This is a genomic window from Pseudarthrobacter sp. AG30, assembly GCF_003116525.1.
Classification (GTDB): Bacteria; Actinomycetota; Actinomycetes; order Actinomycetales; family Micrococcaceae; genus Arthrobacter.
This window is the reverse complement of record NZ_QEHL01000008.1, coordinates 71154-92953: the sequence shown is the minus strand read 5'-3', so window position 1 is coordinate 92953 and position 21800 is coordinate 71154. Positions and strand designations below refer to the sequence as shown.

Sequence of the window (21800 nt, the reverse complement as noted above, 5' to 3'; positions counted from 1 at the left end):
GCTGGTGTCTCAATGGCTATTCGGCCGGCGGGCGGAAGTGGATGGGTGGATCCGTGGAGTTTTTCTATTCGGGGCACGAACCGGCATGGGGGAGACGGCTTAAAACAAAGGATCCCCCGGCCAAAGCCGGGGGATCCGCGGTGCGCAAGGGGGGACTTGAACCCCCACGCCCGAAGGCACAGGAACCTAAATCCTGCGTGTCTGCCAATTTCACCACTCGCGCGCAGGCTTCCCCCAGGAACGCAGGGCGTTCGACGGCGGGATGCCAGTGTCCATTGTAGCGTCGCGCCGGCGGGGTGGTCCGGCAGGTGCGCCGTGGTCAGGCGTCCAGGTTGAGGTCCCGCCGCAACTTGGCCACATGTCCGGTCGCCCGGACGTTGTACTGTGCGAGGGAAACCTTGCCGTCGGGATCCACCACGATGGTGGAGCGGATCAGGCCTTGGTACGTCTTGCCGTAGTTCTTCTTTTCGCCCCAGGCGCCGTATGCCTCGGCCACTGCGTGGTCCTCATCGGAGAGCAGGGGGAACGTCAGGGCTTCATTCGCCGCAAATTTTGCCAGTTTTTCGACGGGGTCGGGCGAGATGCCCAGGACGTCGTACCCGGAGGCCTGCAGGGAGGAAAGGCTGTCGCGGAAGTCGCAGGCTTCTTTGGTACACCCGGGCGTGGACGCTGCCGGATAGAAGTAGACAATGGTGGAGCGGCCGGAGGCCGGGTCCAGGCTGACCTCCTTCCCGCGTGAGTCCTGCAGGGTAAATGCGGGTGCTTTGTCGCCGGTAACGAGTCTTTCAGCCATTGTTTTTCTCCTTGTTGCGGGCGGGACACAACAGCCTAGTAAGCGGGTGGGGCGAGTGCTAATCGGCACTTGGTTATACTGGCTGCTATGCCTGATATGGATCACTGGCCCACAGGGCGCCTCCTGTCCACTGCTGCGCGCCTCGTTGAACACTCCTGGAACGAAAAACTTGGCGCCATCGGACTCACGCACGCCGGTGTTATCGCCATAGAGGTGCTGGCTGCGCAAGGCCCCATGACCCAGGCCCAGCTCGCCCAGTATGTCCGCGTCCAGGCCCAGACCATGGGCAAGACGCTCAGCCGGCTTGAGTCCCACGGCCATATCGCCCGGGTGCGGAGCACCTCGGACCGCAGGAGCCATGTGGTCTCGCTGACGGAGCGCGGCAAGGAAGCGGTAGCCCAGGCCGTGGAGATGGAGCGTTCGGTGTTGGCTTCCTCTTCGATCGACCCCGAGGTCCTGCGCCAGGAGCTCAAGGCTGTGGTCCGTGAACTCGCCAGCCAGTTCGCCACGACGCCGAGCAACGCCTCTGCGCTGGTGGACTCCGCCAAGTAACCGGCTTTTCATAACGCCTTCAAAGCGTGGCCCCGGCAAGGACTGCCGGGGCCACGCTTTTTTGTGTCCGGCGGCCACACTGTTAGGTGCGCGCGGAGCACATGGGGGTCTTGTTGGCGGCCGCCGGTGAGGGGGCTACAGCCCTGCCGGAAAGGTGAACGTGGCGGCGACCGGGACTGGCGCCGCGCCGTGGAACAGGACGACCTCGTCGTGGGCTTTTAGGACCACATCGGAGATCTTCCCGTCGTGCGGAACTCCGTTGACGGCCACGCTCCAGCCGTCCTGGGCGGAGTGTGGCGTTCCTGGCGTTGGGTCGGTGCCGTCCAGGACACCCCATTCGGTGAGGAACTGCCCGAGCGTGTAGGTGGCGCCGGCGGTTGGTGCTTCGATGTGGATAATCCCGGATTTGTCATGGCTGTGCAGCGCGGAGATCCCGTTGGGCTGGCCGGCCGGGGTGAAGCTGAAGCCGATGTCCGCCGGAACGGCGACCGGCTTGCCGTCCACGAGGACGTCCAGGTGCGCGTGGAAATGCTCTGCAGCGCCTTCGGCGTTGAGGACCTGCAGCCCGGCGGCCTTGATTCGGTCAGCGCCCCCCTGTGGCTTCAGTTCCCATCCGGTGGATGCCGCGGAGGAGGACGCGGTGGGCGGAGCTGTCATGCCGGGCGTGGACACGGCGGTGCCAGGGCCGGAGGTGGCGGTCGCGGAGCATCCTGCGACGGCCAGGGTGATCCCGGCGAGGGCAGCGGTAACGGCGAGCTGTTTTTTCAACTGGGACTACTTTCAATGAGGAAACGGGTACCCCGGTCATATGTGCGGAACCCCGGGTCCCGGCTTAACCCGGTTGCAGCCCGGGCAGGCCGCGGTCGCACCCTGACAGGACATCATGGCAACCTGCAAGAAGACCAGACAAAGCTTCGCCGGGCCCACCGATCTCGTCCGGCGGCGTGCCGAGTTCACCAGGGCAGGATACCGACTACCTTCGGGAAGCCACCAGGCAGATTCGGAGGCATTGGATGTGAACCTCTGGGTCGCCGTGCGGCACACCATCCATTACAGGCGCAAAACGAAACCCCGCCTTTACGTGGCCTCTCGGCCAGTAAAGACGGGGTTCCTTTGGTGCACCCCCCGGGACTTGAACCCGGAACCCATTGATTAAGAGTCAATTGCTCTGCCAATTGAGCTAGAGGTGCATCTTGTTTGCTTCAATCTTTCGGGCTTTTTCTTTCCCGTTGATCTCCGCAACGACATGAAACTCTACACGAACTTCCGGTGCAAGTGAAATCGGCGCCCACGGAGGAAGTGTCGTCACCGCCGCAGCCCCAAAACCAGCACGAAATCAGGGTTTTCGTTGTTCGTCATCAGCCACAATCCACCGTTCGGGGTCCGGATCACGTCCCTGATCCGCCCGTACATTCCTGTGAAATAGGCCACAGGATTACCTGCCTCGGTGCCTTGAAGGGGGACGGCCCACAGCCGCTCCCCGCGAAGCGCGCCCAGGTACGCGGTGCCGCCGTCTATTTCCAGGCCGCTGGGCGATGATTCGCTGGTGGAGGGCCACACGACCTTTGCATCCTGGAATTCCGGCCGGTGGGGTGCGCCCGTCACTTCGGGCCATCCGTAGTTGGCGCCCGGAAGGATCAGGTTGAGCTCGTCATTGACGTCGGGGCCGAATTCACTGGCCCACAGCCTGCCCTCGCCGTCCCAGGCCAGTCCCTGGACGTTCCGGTGACCCAGGCTGTAGACGGCATTGCCGAACGGGTTCCCGGGCGCCGGACTGCCGTCCGGGGCGAGCCGGAGGATCTTGCCGCCCAGGGCCTCCGGATCCTGGGGCTGTTCCCGGCGCTGGGCGTCGCCGGTGCCAACATAGAGGAAGCCGTCCGGGCCGAACCGGATCCTCCCGCCGTTGTGCGTCGTTGCTTTCGGTATGCCGGCAAAGACGGTCTGCGGTGGACCGGGGGAGAGTGCGCCGTCGGCGTCCCTTTGCAGCGTCAGCCGGACCACCCGGTTGTCCTCCTGCCCTGTCACGTAGGCATAGAGGTAGCGGTCAACGTCGAAATGCGGTGACAGCGCCAGGCCCAGCAGGCCCCCTTCACCGGCGGGCACTACTCCCGGGACCTTGCCCACGGTAGTGGCCTGTCCGTCGCGGACCGCCTTCAACAACGCCGTTCCCCGCTCGGAGATGATTGCCGTGCCGTCCGGAAGGAAGACGGCCGCCCAGGGGACGGCCAGCTTCAGTTCCAGCTTTTCCTGCACCTCGGGTACGGAGACGGGCGGCTCGGCCGTGGTGCCGGAGCCCGTGCCATGTGTTGGGCCGGGCGAGCCGGTGCACGCTGCCAGCAGGAAGAGCAGGCAGGCCATCCAGTAGGGGCGTAGCGTCATACGGCGGCCCCGCCTCCGGCTAGGGCCGCTTGCGGCGCGGAGCGCGGAAGCCGGCAGCCTCGGCGTGCGCGGCAGACTCAAACCAGACATCCGCCCGGATGTGCTCATGGTCGGGATGTCCTTCTTCGTAGTAGACCATCGCAGCGGCGTCTCCCTTGACGCTGTAGCCCGCCGGACCGCTTCCATCGGCGGCCGGCGATGCCGAGCCTGCCCCGTACGGTTCCTTTGCCGCAAGGTGCCCGGCTGGTTCTCCCGCCGCTTCGCTGTGCCCCGGGGCGGCGTCGTGGTGGCCTGATGCTTCCTCCGTCGGGGCGGAGGCCTCCGCATGCTCCGTCGCCTCGGATGCTGCCGTCTCCTCCGATGCTGCCGTCTCCTCCCCGGCGGCCGTCTCGGCGCCGGGCAGCGTCGGGGCGTGGGGTGCGGTGTATTCGTCGTGATGGACAGGATGGGCCGGTGCGGGGGAGCTGTGCGCCCGGGATTCCTGCCTCCCGGCGCCGTCGTCCGCCGCGTCGGCCTCGGCCCCTGCGGCGGGCGGGGCGGGACGTGGCCCGGACGGCCCGGCCTCCGACCACTGGGTTTCCCACTCGGCTTCATCCTGCAGCCTGCGCTCATCTTCCCGGGCGCCGACGGAGCCGGGTGCAGCCATGCCGTCATCGGCGCCGGAAGGGCCCTGGACCGGGTTGTCGGTGGCCTCGGCAGCCGCGGGTGTCGCCGTCCGTGGCGTCGCCGATGAATCCGCCGGTTCCTCAGCCGTTGGCGGGGCTGCCGGTTCGGCGGCGCGGCCGAAGCCCGCTGCCGTGGGTATCCCGGTGGTCGCGGCAGCCTCGGCCGAGGCAGCGGCGCTGCCTCCCTCCAGGGCGCCGTCCGATCTGGTGCCGGAGGCGCCAGGGGCACTGGTTGACCTGTTGCGCTTCAGCAGCCACCAAACGACTGCCGCGAGAACAACGATGAGAATGATCCAGAAAAGAATGTCCATGGCAGGCCTCTCGATCCGGGCGGCAGGGGTGTCGTGTCCCCGACGCTACGTCGGGCAGGCACTGCTGTCCAGAGAAGCCGCGGGCCGCAGGCTGGCGTCTTCCCGGTCGTGCGGGTGGCCGGACGGAGCCTCGAACACCATCGACGTCTCATTATGTGAGACATGAGTCCACTATTTGGCGAATTTTTCCCGTTATTTCAACAGGAAGCTGATCTTACGGTCGTGCGGCCGCGGTGCGCGCCCTAGACTTCCCCTATGAGTGACGCCCAGACCGCAACCGCAAACACGCCTGATATCAAGCCCCGCAGCCGCGTCGTCACCGATGGGATCCATGCGGCGCCCGCGCGCGGCATGTTCCGGGCTGTCGGCATGGGCGATGACGACTTCGCCAAGCCCCAGATTGGCGTGGCGAGCTCATGGAACGAGATCACTCCCTGCAACCTCTCCCTGAACCGCCTCGCGCAGGGCGCCAAGGAAGGCGTCCACGCAGGCGGCGGGTTCCCCATGCAATTCGGCACCATTTCGGTTTCGGACGGCATCTCCATGGGCCACGAGGGAATGCACTTCTCCCTGGTCTCCCGTGAAGTCATCGCCGACTCCGTGGAGACCGTCATGCAGGCGGAGCGGATCGACGGCTCGGTCCTGCTGGCCGGCTGCGACAAGTCCCTGCCCGGCATGCTGATGGCGGCCGCCCGCCTGGACTTGGCCAGCGTCTTCCTTTACGCCGGGTCCATCATGCCCGGCTGGGTGAAGCTCGAGGACGGCTCCGAAAAGGAAGTCACGCTCATCGACGCCTTTGAAGCGGTGGGTGCCTGCGCCGCGGGCAAGATGAGCATGGAAGACCTCACCCGGATCGAAAAGGCCATCTGCCCCGGCGAAGGCGCCTGCGGCGGCATGTACACGGCCAACACGATGGCCTGCATCGGCGAGGCGCTGGGCATGTCCCTCCCCGGCTCGGCCGCCCCGCCCTCGGCAGACCGCCGTCGTGATGAATTCGCCCGCAAGTCCGGCGAAGCGGTGGTCAATCTCCTGCGCAAGGGCATCACCGCCCGGGACATCATGACCAAGAAAGCGTTCGAGAATGCCATCGCCGTCACCATGGCCTTCGGCGGCTCCACCAACGCCGTGCTGCACCTGCTGGCCATCGCCCGGGAAGCCGAGGTTGAGCTCACCCTCGACGACTTCAACCGCATCGGCGACAGGATCCCGCACCTGGGCGACCTCAAGCCCTTCGGCCGCTACGTCATGACCGACGTCGACAGGATCGGCGGCGTTCCCGTCATCATGAAGGCCCTGCTCGACGCCGGCCTGCTGCACGGCGACTGCCTCACCGTCACGGGCAAGACCGTCGCCGAAAACCTCGACGCGATCAACCCGCCGGACGTTGACGGCAAGATTCTTCGCGCACTGGACAATCCGATCCACAAAACCGGCGGCATCACCATCCTGCACGGCTCAATGGCTCCGGAAGGCGCCGTCGTCAAGAGCGCCGGCTTCGACGCCGACGTCTTCGAGGGCTCTGCCCGGGTCTTCGAGCGCGAGAAGGGGGCGCTGGACGCACTCGACAACGGCGAGATCAAGGCCGGCGACGTCGTGGTCATCCGGTATGAAGGTCCCAAGGGCGGCCCCGGCATGCGGGAAATGCTGGCGATCACCGGCGCCATCAAGGGTGCCGGGCTGGGCAAGGACGTCCTCCTGCTGACGGACGGCCGCTTCTCCGGCGGAACCACCGGCTTGTGCATCGGCCACGTTGCGCCGGAAGCGGTCGACGGCGGACCGATCGCCTTCGTCAAGGACGGCGACCGGATCAGGGTGGACATCGCCGCCCGCACGTTCGACCTGCTGGTGGACGACGCGGAACTCGAGGCCCGCAAAGTGGACTGGCAGCCGCTTCCGGCCCGCTACACCAAGGGAGTGCTTGCCAAGTACGCCAAGCTGGTACACAGCGCCAGCCAGGGTGCCTACACCGGCTGACGTCCGGTTTCAGGCTGGTCCTTCCGAGATAGGATCAAAGAGTGGACAGTGTTGTCCACATGGTGAGATAGGGTTGTTGCTCGTTGACACCCATCACACCAGAGGGAAAACTGAACGCATGACTTTCGTTACCGGCATCGTCGTCGTCCTTACCAAGCGCGTGGCACATTAGCCCTGGTAACGAACCGTCACGCGCGAACCCCTCACAGAGCCACCAGGCTGAGGGGTTTTTTTATTTCCCGCCTTTCCAGCCACAAACCAACACCAGAGAAGATCCACAAGGAAGAGTCCGATGAGCAAAGGATCGCCCATCAGCCCCTCGCTGATGGCCACCAAGTCCGCTGGAGCCGCCAAGGCTCCGGAACGCGCCGACCGGACGGCTGACCATGCCGCCGTCGTCGCAGACCTTGCTGCCGTCTCTCCTGTCCTTGGGCCGAACAACGTCGTACCCCCGACGGTGATGACCGGCTCGCAAGCAATCGTCCGTTCGCTCGAAGAACTCGGCGTCGACGACATTTTCGGTTTGCCTGGTGGCGCGATCCTGCCCACCTACGACCCCTTGATGGCCTCCACCATGAACCACGTGCTGGTCCGTCACGAACAGGGAGCCGGCCACGCCGCGCAAGGCTACGCCATGGTTACCGGGCGGGTGGGCGTCTGCATCGCCACCTCGGGTCCCGGCGCCACCAACCTCGTTACCGCCATCATGGACGCCCACATGGACTCCGTGCCCCTGGTGGCCATCACCGGCCAGGTCGCCAGCGGCGTCATTGGCACCGATGCGTTCCAGGAAGCCGACATCGTGGGCATCACCATGCCGATCACCAAGCACTCGTTCCTGGTGACCGACCCCAACGACATCCCCCACGTCATGGCCGAGGCCTTCCACCTGGCCTCCACCGGCCGTCCCGGCCCCGTCCTGGTGGACGTTGCCAAGGATGCCCAGGTGGGACAGATGACGTTCTCGTGGCCGCCGCGGATCGACCTGCCCGGGTACCGGCCGGTCACCCGGGGCCACAACAAGCAGGTGCGCGAGGCGGCGAAACTCATCGCCGCCGCCTCCAAGCCGGTCCTGTACGTCGGTGGCGGCGTGGTGAAGGCGCACGCCTCCGCTGAACTGCGCGCCCTCGCCGAGGCCACGGGAGCACCCGTGGTGACCACCCTGATGGCAAAAGGCGCCTTCCCGGATTCCCACCCGCAGCACGTGGGCATGCCGGGCATGCACGGCAGCGTTTCCGCCGTCACGGCCCTTCAGCAGTCGGACCTCCTGATCACGCTCGGCGCCCGTTTCGATGACCGCGTGACCGGCGTGCTGCGCACCTTCGCACCGCATGCCAAGGTTATCCATGCGGACATCGACCCCGCCGAGATTTCCAAGAACCGCACCGCCGATGTCCCCATAGTGGGCTCGGTCAAGGAGATCATTCCGGAACTGACAGAGGCCGTCCGCAGCCAGTTCGAGGCTTCCGGCACGCCTGACCTGACCACCTGGTGGGCCTTCCTGAACAACCTCAAGGAAACCTACCCGCTGGGCTGGACGGAACCGGACGACGGCCTGATCGCCCCGCAGAAGGTCATCGAGCGGATCGGCCAGCTGACCGGCCCCGAAGGCGTGTACGTGGCGGGCGTTGGCCAGCACCAGATGTGGGCTGCCCAGTTCATCAAGTACGAGCGCCCGCACGCCTGGCTGAACTCCGGCGGCGCCGGCACCATGGGCTACGCCGTTCCCGCGGCCATGGGCGCCAAGGTGGGCGAGCCTGACCGGGTGGTCTGGGCCATCGACGGCGACGGCTGCTTCCAGATGACCAACCAGGAGCTGGCCACCTGCGCCATCAACAACATTCCCATCAAGGTTGCCGTCATCAACAACTCCTCGCTGGGCATGGTGCGGCAGTGGCAGACCCTCTTCTACGAGGGCCGCTACTCCAACACGGACCTCAACACCGGCCACGACACCGTCCGCATCCCGGACTTCGTCAAGCTGGGCGAGGCCTACGGCTGCGCCTCGTTCCGCTGCGAACGCGAAGAGGACATCGACGCCACCATCCAGAAGGCACTCGAAATCAATGACCGCCCCGTGGTCATCGACTTCGTGGTGAGCCCCAACTCCATGGTGTGGCCGATGGTGCCCTCCGGAGTGAGCAACGACCAGATCCAGGTTGCCCGAAACATGACCCCGGAATGGGAAGAGGAAGACTGAGCATGAGCCGCCACACACTTTCCGTCCTGGTCGAGGACAAGCCCGGCGTCCTGACCCGCGTGGCGAGCCTGTTCGCCCGCCGCGCCTTCAACATCAACTCCTTGGCCGTCGGCCCCACCGAAGTGCCGGGCGTGTCCCGCATGACCGTGGTGGTCGACGCCGACGGCGACCTCATCGAGCAGGTCACCAAACAGCTCAACAAGCTGGTCAACGTGATCAAGATCGTTGAGCTGACCCCAGAAACTTCCGTACAGCGCGACCACATCCTGGTCAAGGTACGGGCGGATGCCGCAACGCGCCTGCAGGTAACCCAGGCCGCAGACCTGTTCCGCGCCTCAGTGGTGGACGTATCCACCGACTCGGTCGTCATTGAGGCCACCGGCCATCCGGAAAAGCTCACAGCCCTGCTTTCAGTGCTGGAGCCCTTCGGCATCCGCGAAATCGTGCAGTCCGGCACCCTGGCCGTTGGACGGGGATCCCGCTCCATGAGTGACCGGGCCCTCCGTTCCGCCTAGGCACCAGCCCCGGCGGGAATTGGCGCCCGTAACCGCAGCACCGCAAGACCACTATCTACAACCACTCAAGAGGAGTTACGCAAGTGACTGAAATGTTCTACGACGACGACGCCGACCTTTCCATCATCCAGGGCCGCAAGGTTGCCATTGTCGGCTATGGCTCGCAGGGCCACGCCCACGCGCTGAACCTGCGCGATTCCGGCGTCGAGGTCGTTATCGCCTTGAAGGAAGGCTCCAAGTCGACCGCCAAGGCCGAGGACGCCGGCTTCACGGTCAAGAACGTTGCCGACGCCGCCGAATGGGCCGACGTCATCATGATCCTGGCGCCGGACCAGCACCAGCGCGCGATCTACAACGACTCCATCAAGGACAAGCTGACCCCCGGCAAGGCCCTCGCCTTCGCCCACGGCTTCAACATCCGCTTCGGCTACATCCAGGCCCCCGAGGGCGTTGACGTCATCCTGATCGCCCCGAAGGCGCCGGGCCACACCGTGCGCCGCGAGTTCGAAGCCGGCCGCGGCATCCCGGACATCATCGCCGTCGAGCAGGACGCCTCCGGGTCGGCCTGGGAGCTGGCAAAGTCCTACGCCAAGGCCATCGGCGGCACCCGCGCCGGCGTCATCAAGACCACCTTCACCGAGGAAACCGAAACCGACCTCTTCGGCGAGCAGTCCGTGCTCTGCGGCGGGGTGTCCCAGCTGATCCAGTACGGTTTCGAAACCCTCACCGAAGCCGGCTACCAGCCGCAGATCGCCTACTTCGAGGTGCTGCACGAGCTCAAGCTCATCGTTGACCTCATGTGGGAGGGCGGCATCGCCAAGCAGCGCTGGAGCGTCTCCGACACCGCCGAGTACGGCGACTACGTCTCCGGCCCCCGCGTCATCACCCCCGAGGTGAAGGAAAACATGAAGGCCGTCCTGGCCGACATCCAGTCCGGCGCCTTTGCCAAGCGCTTCATCGAAGACCAGGACAACGGCGGCGTCGAGTTCAAGGAACTGCGCGCCAAGGCTGAACAGCACCCCATCGAGGCCGTGGGCCGCGAACTGCGTTCCCTGTTCTCCTGGCAGCAGCAGGACGTGGACTACGTGGAAGGCTCCGCAGCCCGCTAGGGCCGCCAGCCCAACCACGCAGACCGCAGCGGTGAGGCCGGGTTCACACTTAACAATGTGAGCCCGGCCTTTCCGTCGGCCTAGACTTGTTTCCATCCCCAGGACTGCAACGCAGAGGATCAGCCGTGTCAAAACCCGTAGTACTGCTCGCCGAAGAACTTTCCCCCGCCACCGTCGAGGCCCTCGGCCCGGACTTTGAAATCCGCCAGACTGACGGCGCAGACCGTTCCCAGCTGCTCTCGGCAATCAGTGACGTAGACGCCATCCTGGTCCGCTCCGCCACCCAGGTGGACGCCGAAGCCATCGCCGCCGCCAAGAACCTGAAGGTTATCGCCCGTGCCGGCGTGGGCCTGGACAACGTGGACATCAAGGCGGCCACGCAGGCCGGCGTCATGGTGGTCAACGCCCCCACGTCCAACATCGTCTCTGCCGCCGAGCTGACCGTGGGCCACATCCTCAGCCTGGCCCGCCACATCCCGCAGGCCAGCGCCGCCCTCAAGGATGGCGAGTGGAAGCGCTCCAAGTACACCGGCATCGAGCTGTTCGAGAAAAAGATCGGCATCATCGGACTCGGCCGGATCGGCGCCCTCGTGGCAGCCCGCCTCAAGGGCTTTGACACCAAGATCCTGGCCTACGACCCCTACATCACGTCCGCACGCGCGGCGCAGCTGGGCGTGCAGCTGGTCACCCTGGATGAGCTCCTGGCCCAGTCCGACTTCATCACCATCCACATGCCCAAGACGCCGGAGACCGTGGGCATGCTCGGCGCTGACGCCTTCAAGAAGATGAAGAGCACCGCCTACGTGGTGAACGTCGCCCGCGGTGGCCTCGTGGACGAGGAAGCCCTCTTCACGGCCCTGCAGGACGGCGAGATCGCCGGAGCCGGCGTCGACGTCTTCGCCAAGGAACCCAGCACCGACCTGCCGTTCTTCAAGCTCGACAACGTGGTGGTTACCCCGCACCTGGGTGCCTCGACCGATGAAGCCCAGGAAAAGGCCGGCGTCTCCGTGGCCAAGTCCGTCCGCCTGGCCCTGGCCGGCGAACTGGTGCCGGACGCCGTCAACGTGGCCGGCGGCGTCATCGCCCCCGACGTCCGCCCGGGCATCCCGCTGATCGAGAAGCTGGGCCGCATCTTCACTGCGCTGACCCACGCTTCCCTGACCCAGTTCGACGTCGAAGTGGCCGGCGAAATCTCCTCCCTCGACGTCAAGGTCCTGGAGCTGGCTGCGCTGAAGGGCATCTTCGCCGACATCGTGACCGAACAGGTGTCCTATGTCAATGCACCCGTCATCGCCGAGCAGCGCGGCATCAACGTCCGCCTGATCACCACCCCCGACACCGAGTCTTACCGCAACGTCCTGACGCTCCGCGGCGCCCTGAGCGACGGCAGCCAGATCTCCGTGGCCGGGACCCTGACCGGCCCCAAGCAGGTGGAGAAGCTGGTGGGCATCAACGGCTTCGAAGTCGAAATCCCCATCAGCGAGCACCTGGTGGTGGTGGCCTACACCGACCGCCCCGGCGTCATCGGCACGATCGGCCACATCCTCGGCATGAACAACATCAACATCGCCGGCATGCAGGTGGCCCGCTCCGACGAAGGCGGCCAGGTCCTGGCCCTGCTGACCATCGACAGCTCCGTGCCCCAGCAGGTGCTGGACGCCATCAAGGCCGGCATCGGCGCTGAAATGGTCCGGGAAGTGGACCTGGAAGACTAACGCGACACACCGGCCGAAACGCCGACGCCGCTCCTCCGCGCAGGCACGCCCGGGCGGAGCCACGTATGATTGGCCGGTCTGCTTAAAATGGCTTGGTCCTGGTTCAGGACCATAGCCGGCAGGCCGGCCAATACCTTTTGCACATCCGTCCGCCATCGCCCACGTCTGCCCGGCGGTTGGAAGTGCGCGCACGCAATCCAGGTTTCAGGGAGTTCCATGAACGCCGTCCAGAGGTTCATCAGAAGCAGGGTGCTGCTGTTGACCGCGGCCATCTTGATCGCAGCAATGTGCTTGTCGGTCGTCGTCCAGAGCCAGTCACAGGCCGCGCTCAACCGGACAATCGACGAAAATTCGAGGGGGCTCTACGACATCCTGGTCCAGGCCAAGGCGCCCTCCGGAGCACTCCTGCAGCCCGAGATCGCCAATGGCGCCGGCGGCATTGGGTTCGACCAGCTGGACTCCATCCGGAAACTCTCCGGCACGTCCGTGGCCGCACCCATCAGCCTGGTCTCGCGGGTAACGCAGAACCTTGAGACGCCCCGGCTCGACGCCATGGACTACCTCGGCTACAACGCCGGGCTCGCCGGCACCGCCACCGCCGACCAGGCCGCAGGGGCCACCGCCCCGAACCAGTGGCCGGCAGCCGAATCCGTCCTCAGCGACACTGCCAAGAAGTACCGGCTGACTGCCAGCGCCGTGAGCTCCGACGGAAACTCCGAGCAGACCCTCTTCAAGACCACCGCCGAAGGCACCCTGGGCAAGGCGCGGCTCGTCGAAGAGAAGGCCCAGGGCGGCAGCAGCATCCGCATCGCGGCACCGGCGGGGGAGACCGGGATCAAATTCCCCAACCCTGCCGGCGGGTCCGAGCACAACCTCTTCAACCTCTCCGTGGCGCTGCCGCTCGCCCCCGAGGTCACCGAATCCGTCGTGGCAGTGGACCCGGCGGCCGAGCGCGCCCTCCTGGGCTCCGCAGGCGACTTCCTGGCCCCGCTGGAAAAGGCTCCCCCCGCCGACGCCCGTGACGCCGGCGCCGTGGGACGGTACCTGGAAGGCCTCTTCACCAACGGCATCAGCATGGACCAGCTCAAGGAAGGCCCCGACTTCCTCGGCGTCAAGCTCAAGTACTGGGCACCCCTGATGACCCAGTACCAGCAGGCCAAGCGCACCGGCCAGCTCAGCGGCGGCTCACAGGCCGTGCCGCTGATCGTCCGGTCGGGCACGTCGCTGGACCTGAAGTACAACGTCAAGATCGAGGAAATCGACGACGCCGGCAAGGTGGTCAAGGACGTCGGCACGGTGTCCAAGTCGCTGGGCAAGGATTACCTGCCGTTCGTGTCCAAGGACCCCTTCGTGCTCTCCTGGCCCGGCTCCACCGACCACTCGTCCCTGCTGGGGAACAACGGCAACTTCAACCAGGGCCTCTACACCCCCGCCAAGTGGAGCACCAACTTTGCCGGCGCCCCCAAGTACACCGACGGCGACACCGCCGCCAACGGTGCCGTGGACAAGACCGCAGTTCCCGGTGACTGGGTAACGGTGAACCGGCTGCCGGACAAGGCCGCCAGCGGCGCCCCCGTGGACCAGACCCAGCGCGACCCGGTAGACGAGCGCTCGTACCGGGACAACCTGTCCACCGGCCAGCAGCAGCCGGCCCAGCCACTGCCCATGGTCTACGGCACGTTTGACCCCGCTGCCGTTGCCGCCGCCTCGGGTGACGTCAACAAGCTTCCGCTGGGCGGCTACGACCCCACGCCGTTCACCCTGGTCAAGGACGCCGCAGGCAAGGATGTCCCCGCCGCGGAACTGAAGCCTTCCCTCAGCGCCACCGGACTGGCGAGCCAGTCCGCCGGTGCGATCACCGACTACTACGGCCTGGCGGCCGCCCGCGGCTACAAGCAGAACGCCGCGGTCATCGACGCCGTCCGCGTCCGGGCCAAGGCTCCGGGCAGCTGGAAGGAAGCCCAGCCCGAGGTGGAGAAGCTTGCCGCCGAAATCCGGGACATGGGCCTGGACGCCACCATCGTGGCCGGTTCGGCCCGCGAGGACACCAGCATCGCCGTCCCCGGCTACTCAAAGGACGGGGCGGGCAAGGAATCCGCGCTGGGCACGGTCCAGCAGTCCTGGGTCCGGCAGAACGCCGCCGACGCCGTGGCAGGATCCCTGTCCGGAACAAACGTCACCCTGCTGTTCCTTACCCTCTGCGGCGCGGCCCTGCTGACCGGCGCGTCAACCGTCAGCTACATCCGGAAACGCCGGAGCGAGGCCGGGACACTGCGGGCCATGGGCTGGACCCAACGGCGGATCCGCACCTGGGTCCTTGAGGAGTTCGGCGTCGGCGCCGTCCTCCTCGCCGCCGCGGGGATCCTGCTGAGCCTCCTGAGCTGGAGCCTGCCGACCGCCCTGGTGTGCGCCGCCGTCGTGGTCCTCTACTGCGGCGCGGCACTGTTCGCCGCGCAACAACTCCGCCACCGCGACGTGATCGACCAGGAACCGCAGCATGACGAGCGGCTCATCCCCGTCGATTCGCCGTTGACCTTCGCCAACCGGCAGCTGGGCACCAACAAGTTCAACACCCTGTCCCTGGCCGTGGCGGTAGGTGTCTTCGGCGCCGCCGTCGGCGGCCTGATCGCCCTGCTGATCGACATTCCGCGGGCCGCAGGTGCCAGCGCCCTGAGCGGACTTGCAGCGGCCAGCGTGACGCTGCCCAGCATCCTGCTGGCAGTGGCCGGCGTGGCCGTGGGGCTGGTGCTCACCCTGGTGACCGGACGCTTCGAGCTCAACTCCAAGCGCCAATACCTGGGCATCCTCCAGGCCATGGGCTGGAACCCGGACATGCTTCGCCAGGTGCGTTTGTTCGAGAACGCGCTGGTGGGAACCGTGGCCTTGCCGCTGGGCGTGCTGGGCGCCCTGGGCATCGGCCTGCTGCTGGCACCCTACGCGGCCATCTGGGCCGCCGTGGCCGGGCTGGTGGCCGTACTTTGCTGGATACCGATTGCAACGAAAGTGGTCCAATGACAAACCCGACGAATGTCCAGCGCAGCCGCCGGAGCGGCTCCACTGAGGTCCCCCTGCAGACCCGGGCCAACACCATCGTCAAGTCTGCCGATCACGCCACCCCGCTGGAGATGCGCGACATCACCATCCGTTACGGTGGCGGAAAGGGCGGCGCCGAGGCGGTCAGCGTGGTGGAGGGCTTCGACCTGACCCTGCACGCGGGGGAGATGCACTGCGTCGCCGGCCGAAGCGGTTCGGGCAAGACCAGCATCCTGACCGTTGGCGCGGGGCTGACCCTGCCGACGTCGGGCCGCGTCTTCTGGGAAGGCGACTCGCTCGAAAGCATGGGCGACGACGAAATCGCCGACCGACGCCGTGCGCTCATCGGCTACGTGGACCAGGGCGGTGCACTGATCGACGGCATGAGCGCGCTGGAGAACGTCCTGCTGCCGGCCGTCCCCGACGGAGAGGTCGAACAGCGGCGCGACATGGCCAAGGACCTGCTGGACCTGGTGGGACTTGGCCGCCGCATGCGCCACCGCCCGGCCCAGCTCTCCGGTGGTGAACGCCAGCGCGTGGCCATCGCCAGGGCCCTGATCCTGGGCACCCGCGTCCTGGTGGTGGACGAACCCACCGCCAGCCTGGACCGCGCCTCCGCCAACCGCATCATCAGCATCCTGAAGGACACCACCTCCGACGGCATCGCCGTCCTGGTGGCTTCGCACGACCACGAACTGGTCCGGCTCAGCGATACCCTGACAGAACTGATCTAGCCCACCCACTCACGCACCGAAGGTAACGTCCGACCGTGACTGCTTCAGAGAAAACGCCGTTCTACATCACCACGGCCATCACCTACCCCAACGGCGTGCCGCACATCGGCCACGCCTACGAGTACATAGCCACCGACGCCATGGCGCGCTTCAAGCGGCTGGACGGCTACGACGTGATGTTCCTGACCGGCACGGACGAGCACGGCATGAAGATCGCCCAGGCCGCGGAGAAGGAAGGCATTACGCCCAAGGAACTGGTGACCCGGAACGCCGAGATCTACAAGGCGGCACACGCTGCCTTGGGCGTCAGCTACGACCGGTTTATCCGGACCACGGACGAGGACCACTACGCCGCATCCCAGGCCATCTGGAAGAAGATGGAAGCCAACGGCGACATCTACCTCTCCAAGTACGAAGGCTGGTACTCCGTCCGGGACGAGGCCTTCTACGGCGAAGATGACACGGTGGTGAAGGACGACGGCGTGCGCTACTCGAAAGAGACGGACACCGAGGTGACGTGGACGGCGGAGGAGAGCTACTTCTTCCGGCTGTCCGCCTACCAGGACAAACTGCTGGCGCTCTACGAGGCGCAGCCCGAATTTGGCGCCCCGCAGTACCGGTTCAACGAGGTCATCAGCTTCGTCAAGCGCGGCCTGGAGGACCTCTCCATCAGCCGGACCACGTTCGACTGGGGTGTCCCCGTCCCCGGCAACGACAAGCACGTCATGTACGTGTGGGTGGATGCGTTGACCAACTACCTCACCGGCGTGGGCTACCCGGATGTGGAGTCCGAAAAGTTCCGGAAGTACTGGCCCGCCGACGTGCACATCATCGGCAAGGACATTTCACGCTTCCACGCGATCTACTGGCCGGCGTTCCTGATGAGCGCCGGGCTGGAACTGCCCAAGCGCGTCATGATCCACGGCTTCCTGAACAACAACGGGGTCAAGATGTCCAAGTCACTGGGCAACGTGGTGGCTCCCGCCGACTTCGTGGCCCGCTACGGCCTGGACCAGGTGCGCTTCTTCTTCCTGCGCGAAGTCCCGTTCGGGGCCGACGGCAGCTACAACCATGAGGCCATCGTGGGCCGGATGAACTCGGACCTGGCGAACAACTTCGGCAACCTCGCCCAGCGCTCCCTGTCCATGGTGGCCAAGAACTGCGGCGCCGCCGTACCCGCCCCCGGCGAGCTCACAGCCGCCGACACCGCCATCCTGGCCCAGGCCAACGGCCTGCTCGACGCCGCTCGGGCCGCGTTCGACAAGCAGGAGTTCAGCCGCGCCCTGGAGGCCATCTGGGCCGTGCTGGGGGACACCAACGCCTACTTCGCCGAGCAGGCGCCCTGGGTGCTCCGGAAGACCGACGTCGAGCGCATGAACACTGTGCTGTACGTGACGCTGGAGGTGCTCCGGATAGTGGCGATCCTCGCCCAGCCGGTCATGCCCGGCGCCACCGCGAAGCTCCTGGACGCCCTGGGCCAGCCTGAGGGGGACGCGCGCCAGTTCACCGCGATCGCGACCCCGATCGTTCCCGGTACGGCGCTGCCCGCCCCGGTTCCCGTCTTCCCCAAATTCGAGGAACCGGCCGAAGCCTGAGGTTCCGGTGCGGATGAGGGCAGGTGGCGCAGACTTCCGCGCCACCTGCCCTTTCCCATTGCAGGCGCACTGGCCCGCCGTCACGGCTATGCGGTGGCAAGTCCCTCGACGGGTGACAGCCGTGCCGCGCGCCGGGCAGGAATGACCGACGCCAGCAGGCCGGCGACGACGGCCACCCCCAGCACGCCCAGCAACTGCAGCCAGGGGACGGAGGGGGTGACCTCGGCCAGGCTGCCGAGGGCCGACCGCGCGCCCAGCCAGCCATAGATGCTGCCCAGGGCAGCACCAATCACTGCGGCGACGCCGGCCACCAGGGCTGCCTCGAGGGCCAGCATGCCCCGCAGCTGGCCCTTGGTAAGGCCCAGCGCCCGGAGCAGGGAGTTTTCCCTGGTCCGTTCGAGGACGGACAGCGACAGTGTATTGGCCACGCCGATCAGCGCGATCAGCACCGCCACCCCCAACAGGCCCGTGACCACCAAGAGCAGTACGTCGATGACCTCATTGAAGGTGACCCGCTCGATGGCGGCGCCGCTGACCGCACCCGCGGACACGCCTGCTGCCGCGGCAACAGCGGACTGGATGTCCTTGATCCGGTCCGCGGACAGGGAGCCGCCGGGAGCGTCGGCCAGGCGCAGCCACACGGCACTGGCCGCGGGACCGGTGCCATCTGTCCGCGCATTGTCGGTTGGGGCAACGCCACCGCCAGTCAGGCCCGACTGGCGGGCGGTGTCGGTGGAGACCAGTGCCGGGATGTTGCGGGTCCGCAAGACCACCGCTTCCAGGGAGGCCGGCCCGGCCGGCCCGGTGACCTCAACAGGGCCGGCCGTGGAGCCTTCCGGAAGGTAGATCCTGCCCGGCTCAAGGGTGAGCGCGGTGTCGCGGAGCAGCCGGCCGGCCTCTGCCGCGTCGAGGGCATAGACGGGGCTGCCCATCCCTTCGCCGGCCAAGGTGCCCGCTGCCGGCAGCAAAGCCGCGGTTGCGACGCCGTCCACCCGTGCCACTGCGTCACGCTCGGCGGCTGTCAGGGCATCCCCGGTGATCACCATATCCACGGGGTAGGTGCCGGCGAGGGCGTCATCGAACGCCTGCCGGGCAGTGGCAGCCCCGGCCATCATCAGGGACACCAGCGTGACGCCGATCAAGAGGGCGGCAGCAGTGACGGAGGTCCGGGCCGGGTTGCGGACGGCATTGAGGGCGGCCAGCTTCCCGGGGACGCCGGCAGGAGAGGCCAACCGTCCCGCCAGGCCCACCAGCCGCGGCACGAACAGGGTGGCGCAGAGCAGGACGCCCACGAAGGAGAGCACGCCGCCGGCGAAGGCCACCACCAGCATCACGCCCGCGGCGCCGAGGGCCAGCAACGGAACCCCGAGGGCAAGGGCGGCAAGGCCCAGCACCAGCCGCACGCGGCCCCGCCGGTTCCCGATTCCGGCATCGTCAACCGGCCGCAGGGCAGCCAGCGGAGCCACGGCCGTGGCAGCTTTCGCGGGAACCAGGGCGGCGCCCAGGGTCAGGAGTGTGCCTGCCGCCAGCCCCGCAATGACGGACGACGGCGGGACGGCCATGGTGGCAAAAGCCATGTCCGGCTGCGTCCCGGCCCAGCCGATGAGGGCAGCCATCAGGGCGACGGCGGCGAGCACACCGGCGGCGGAGGAGACCAGGCCCACCACCAGGGCTTCGGCCAGGACCGAGTTGCGCACCTGGTTCCGGCCCGCCCCCAGGCACCTGAGCAGCGCCAGTTCCCTGGTGCGTTGGGCCACCAGCACCGCGAAGGTGTTGGTCACCACCAGTCCGGAGACAATCAGGGCGACCCCGGCGAATGCCAGCAGGATGATCGTCAGTTCATCCTGGCCTCCGGTCATCATCGCCACCTGGGCGGTGACTTGTTCGTCTGCTGTCTTCACCTGCACCCCGGCGCCGGCACCGGTGAGCGCCGCCGCCACGTTCTTGCTGGTTGCGGCGGCGTCGGAGCCCGAAGCCAGGGCCAGCTGGATGCTTCCGTAGCCAGCGGCGCCGGTACCACCTTGAGCGTCCCGGGCGCCAGCAGCCAGGGCACTGACGGCCGGTGTCCCGGCGAGGATCTGCGGGAGGGCAGAGGCGAAGGGGTCGTTGCTGCCGCGCAGGATCCCGGTGACGGCCATGGCCACTGTTGTGGCGGCGTCGGGGGCCTTGAGGGTCAGGGAGTCGCCGACGCGCAGCCCGTAGCGGGCGGCGGTAGCCCCGTCCACGGCGACGCCGTCACCCCTCTCCGGGAGGGTGCCGTCGGTCACGGTCGCGGTTTCCAAGGCCATCGGCGCCAGGTTCCGGGCTTGCGCCAACACCTCCTGGCCGCCTGCGGTGAACTCGGCGTACGCCTGCATCCGGCCATAGGCCTCGGTCACGCCGGGCACCGCACGGGCTGCTGCCAGCGCGGCATCGTTGAAGGTTCCCGTGTCCGGGGTGGCGATGAGGCCGGCCTTGCTGTAGGCCTCCCCGAGGCTGGCACCCAGCGAAGCACGGGTACTCGCCCCGACCATCAGGGTGGTGGACAGGAACGCCACGGAGAGCATGACTGCCAGGCCGACGGCTATGAAGCGGCGGCTGTGGGACTGGAATTGCGAGAAGGCAACGCGCAGCACGCTCAGCCTCCCAGCTTGCCGAGGGCGGCCAGGACGGACCCGGCGGTGGGCTCGGCGATCTCGCCCACCAGGCCGCCGTCGTTCATCAGGACCACCCGGTCGGCGTAGCTGGCCGCCACCGGATCGTGGGTGACCATGATGATGGTCTGGCCCATTTCCCGGCTGCTGCGGCGCAGCAGTGCGAGGACCTCGCCGCCGGCGGTCGAATCGAGGTTGCCGGTGGGTTCGTCCCCGAACACCACGTCGGGACGGGTCAGCAGGGCCCGGGCTACGGCGACGCGCTGCTGCTGGCCGCCGGAGAGCTCATGCGGCCGGTGCCGGAGCCTGTCCTTGAGGCCGAGCGTGGCCACCACCGTGTCGAACCAGGCCGCGTCCGTGGCTTTGTTCGCCAGCGCCAGCGGCAATGTGATGTTCTGTTCGGCGGTCAGTGTGGGCACCAGGTTGAAGGCCTGGAACACGAATCCGATCCGGTCGCGGCGAAGCGCTGTCAGCTGTTTGTCATTGAGGGCCGTAATGTCTGTTCCGCCAACCAGGATCTGGCCGGAGTCGGCACTGTCGAGTCCAGCGAGGCAGTGCATCAGGGTGGACTTTCCGGAGCCGGAAGGGCCCATTATTGCGGTGAAGCGGCCGGCATCGAACGTGACGCTGACCTCGCGCAGGGCGCTGACGCGGGTGGCGCCGCGGCCGTACGTCTTGGCCAGGGAGAGGGCCTGCACGGCGGGAGCGGATGGGATGTTTTGCCTGTTCAAAGCAGTATGGGCATGCGCGGAAGTTGTCATGTTTCCACGCTATGGCCGGGCCCGGCGCCCGGGAATCGGCCGGTGGTCTGGTCCTGCCGGGGCCGGACTCATACCCAGGTCTGACACCACCGTGCCGGGCGTCAGCCTCCGGGAGTGACAACCCCGGTCTCGTAGGCGATCACGACTGCCTGGACCCGGTCGCGTGCCCCAAGCTTGGCCAGGATGTGCCCTACGTGCGTTTTGACGGTTGCTTCGGAGACAAACAGGTCTGCCCCGATCTCAGGGTTGGACCGACCTTGGGCCATGAGGGTGAAGACTTCGCGCTCGCGGGCTGTGAGCCGTTCGACGGCCTCCTGGTCCTCGGGCCGTTCGTTGCCCTGTGCGCGCAGCAGCGGGGCTACATGGTCCAGGAGCCGGCGGGTGGTGGAGGGGGCGATGACGGCGTCCCCGCGGTGCACTGTGCGGATGGCGTCCAGCAGTTCCTCCGGTGGTGCGTCCTTCAGGAGGAAACCGCTGGCTCCGGCTTCGATGGCCGCCAATGCGTACTCGTCCAGGTCGAAGGTCGTGAGCACCACGACGCGAAGTTCAGCCCTGGCAGACCCGGCCGGGGCGGAAGCGGCGCGTTCGATGAGCCGGCGGGTGGCCTCGATGCCGTCCATTCCCGGCATGCGCACGTCCATCAGGACGACGTCCGCGGCTGCTGCTCCGAGGGCCTGGAGTGCCTCGAGCCCGTTCCCGGCCTCGACCACGACGTCAAGGTCCGGCTGGGAGTTGATCAGCATGCTGAATCCCGAGCGCACCAGTTGCTGGTCATCGACCAGCGCCACGCGGATAGGAGCGGTGCTGTCGCGGTCTAGTGGCAAAGTCATG

Annotated in this window: 16 protein-coding genes and 2 tRNA genes; 9 read left to right on the top strand and 9 right to left on the bottom strand. The window is 67.0% G+C overall.

Annotated features, from left to right (window positions below; genetic code table 11):
- Positions 1–141: 141 nt before the first annotated feature.
- Both DC347_RS08205 and bcp read right to left on the bottom strand, forming a co-directional pair.
- Positions 142–223 (bottom strand) — tRNA-Leu (locus tag DC347_RS08205).
- A gap of 96 nt (positions 224–319) precedes the next feature.
- Positions 320–793, bottom strand: coding sequence for a thioredoxin-dependent thiol peroxidase (gene bcp, locus DC347_RS08200; protein ID WP_109045028.1), 474 nt, complete (start codon positions 791–793; stop codon positions 320–322).
- Between the two features lie 96 nt (positions 794–889).
- Between bcp and DC347_RS08195 the strand changes: the two genes are divergently transcribed.
- Positions 890–1345 (top strand): MarR family winged helix-turn-helix transcriptional regulator, encoded by a 456-nt coding sequence (locus DC347_RS08195; protein WP_018760060.1) that lies wholly within the window; start codon positions 890–892, stop codon positions 1343–1345.
- Positions 1346–1480: 135 nt separating this feature from the next.
- Here DC347_RS08195 and DC347_RS08190 read toward each other — a convergent pair whose 3' ends face one another.
- The 4 genes from DC347_RS08190 to DC347_RS08175 form a co-directional block, all read right to left on the bottom strand.
- Complete coding sequence (locus DC347_RS08190; protein WP_109045027.1) at positions 1481–2113, bottom strand: hypothetical protein; 633 nt, start codon at positions 2111–2113, stop codon at positions 1481–1483.
- 346 nt (positions 2114–2459) lie between these two features.
- Positions 2460–2535: transfer RNA gene (locus DC347_RS08185), tRNA-Lys, on the bottom strand.
- A gap of 115 nt (positions 2536–2650) precedes the next feature.
- On the bottom strand, positions 2651–3724 hold the full coding sequence (locus DC347_RS08180; RefSeq protein WP_240617731.1) for a sorbosone dehydrogenase family protein: 1074 nt from the start codon (positions 3722–3724) through the stop codon (positions 2651–2653).
- 19 nt (positions 3725–3743) lie between these two features.
- Positions 3744–4700: a hypothetical protein gene (locus DC347_RS08175; RefSeq protein ID WP_109045025.1), complete on the bottom strand. Its 957-nt coding sequence runs from the start codon at positions 4698–4700 to the stop codon at positions 3744–3746.
- A 255-nt stretch (positions 4701–4955) separates the two neighbouring features.
- Between DC347_RS08175 and ilvD the strand changes: the two genes are divergently transcribed.
- From ilvD to metG, 8 genes are all read left to right on the top strand, one after another.
- Positions 4956–6674, top strand: coding sequence for a dihydroxy-acid dehydratase (ilvD, locus tag DC347_RS08170; RefSeq protein WP_109045024.1), 1719 nt, complete (start codon positions 4956–4958; stop codon positions 6672–6674).
- A 292-nt stretch (positions 6675–6966) separates the two neighbouring features.
- Entirely contained in the window at positions 6967–8874 is a 1908-nt protein-coding gene (locus tag DC347_RS08165) for an acetolactate synthase large subunit (protein ID WP_018760056.1), read from the top strand.
- 2 nt (positions 8875–8876) lie between these two features.
- On the top strand, positions 8877–9389 hold the full coding sequence (ilvN, locus tag DC347_RS08160) for an acetolactate synthase small subunit (RefSeq protein ID WP_018760055.1): 513 nt from the start codon (positions 8877–8879) through the stop codon (positions 9387–9389).
- Positions 9390–9472: 83 nt separating this feature from the next.
- Positions 9473–10498 (top strand): ketol-acid reductoisomerase, encoded by a 1026-nt coding sequence (gene ilvC / locus DC347_RS08155; RefSeq protein WP_026264226.1) that lies wholly within the window; start codon positions 9473–9475, stop codon positions 10496–10498.
- A 125-nt stretch (positions 10499–10623) separates the two neighbouring features.
- Entirely contained in the window at positions 10624–12213 is a 1590-nt protein-coding gene (serA, locus tag DC347_RS08150) for a phosphoglycerate dehydrogenase (protein ID WP_109045023.1), read from the top strand.
- 216 nt (positions 12214–12429) lie between these two features.
- Positions 12430–15228 carry an ABC transporter permease gene (locus DC347_RS08145; protein WP_109045022.1) on the top strand — a complete coding sequence of 933 codons (2799 nt, stop codon included), beginning with the start codon at positions 12430–12432 and terminating at the stop codon, positions 15226–15228.
- The gene (locus DC347_RS08140; RefSeq protein WP_018760051.1) at positions 15225–15980 is read left to right on the top strand and encodes an ABC transporter ATP-binding protein; all 756 of its coding nucleotides are present in this window, start codon (positions 15225–15227) and stop codon (positions 15978–15980) included. The genes DC347_RS08145 and DC347_RS08140 overlap by 4 nt, the downstream gene beginning before the upstream one ends.
- Before the next feature lie 35 nt (positions 15981–16015).
- Positions 16016–17575, top strand: a complete 1560-nt coding sequence (gene metG / locus DC347_RS08135; RefSeq protein WP_109045021.1) for a methionine--tRNA ligase — start codon at positions 16016–16018, stop codon at positions 17573–17575.
- A gap of 86 nt (positions 17576–17661) precedes the next feature.
- Here metG and DC347_RS08130 read toward each other — a convergent pair whose 3' ends face one another.
- From DC347_RS08130 to DC347_RS08120, 3 genes are all read right to left on the bottom strand, one after another.
- Complete coding sequence (locus DC347_RS08130) at positions 17662–20190, bottom strand: FtsX-like permease family protein (RefSeq protein WP_109045020.1); 2529 nt, start codon at positions 20188–20190, stop codon at positions 17662–17664.
- A 2-nt stretch (positions 20191–20192) separates the two neighbouring features.
- Positions 20193–20969: an ABC transporter ATP-binding protein gene (locus DC347_RS08125; protein WP_026264225.1), complete on the bottom strand. Its 777-nt coding sequence runs from the start codon at positions 20967–20969 to the stop codon at positions 20193–20195.
- A 101-nt stretch (positions 20970–21070) separates the two neighbouring features.
- The gene (locus DC347_RS08120; RefSeq protein ID WP_196803297.1) at positions 21071–21799 is read right to left on the bottom strand and encodes a response regulator transcription factor; all 729 of its coding nucleotides are present in this window, start codon (positions 21797–21799) and stop codon (positions 21071–21073) included.
- Position 21800: the final 1 nt, after the last annotated feature.

Coding starts and splice junctions, on each gene's coding strand:
- bcp (WP_109045028.1), bottom strand. CDS start 793: ATGGCTGAAAGACTCGTTACCGGCGACAAAGCACCCGCATTTACCCTG.
- DC347_RS08195 (WP_018760060.1), top strand. CDS start 890: ATGGATCACTGGCCCACAGGGCGCCTCCTGTCCACTGCTGCGCGCCTC.
- DC347_RS08180 (WP_240617731.1), bottom strand. CDS start 3,724: ATGACGCTACGCCCCTACTGGATGGCCTGCCTGCTCTTCCTGCTGGCA.
- DC347_RS08175 (WP_109045025.1), bottom strand. CDS start 4,700: ATGGACATTCTTTTCTGGATCATTCTCATCGTTGTTCTCGCGGCAGTC.
- ilvD (WP_109045024.1), top strand. CDS start 4,956: ATGAGTGACGCCCAGACCGCAACCGCAAACACGCCTGATATCAAGCCC.
- DC347_RS08165 (WP_018760056.1), top strand. CDS start 6,967: ATGAGCAAAGGATCGCCCATCAGCCCCTCGCTGATGGCCACCAAGTCC.
- ilvN (WP_018760055.1), top strand. CDS start 8,877: ATGAGCCGCCACACACTTTCCGTCCTGGTCGAGGACAAGCCCGGCGTC.
- DC347_RS08145 (WP_109045022.1), top strand. CDS start 12,430: ATGAACGCCGTCCAGAGGTTCATCAGAAGCAGGGTGCTGCTGTTGACC.
- DC347_RS08140 (WP_018760051.1), top strand. CDS start 15,225: ATGACAAACCCGACGAATGTCCAGCGCAGCCGCCGGAGCGGCTCCACT.
- DC347_RS08125 (WP_026264225.1), bottom strand. CDS start 20,969: ATGACAACTTCCGCGCATGCCCATACTGCTTTGAACAGGCAAAACATC.
- DC347_RS08120 (WP_196803297.1), bottom strand. CDS start 21,799: ATGACTTTGCCACTAGACCGCGACAGCACCGCTCCTATCCGCGTGGCG.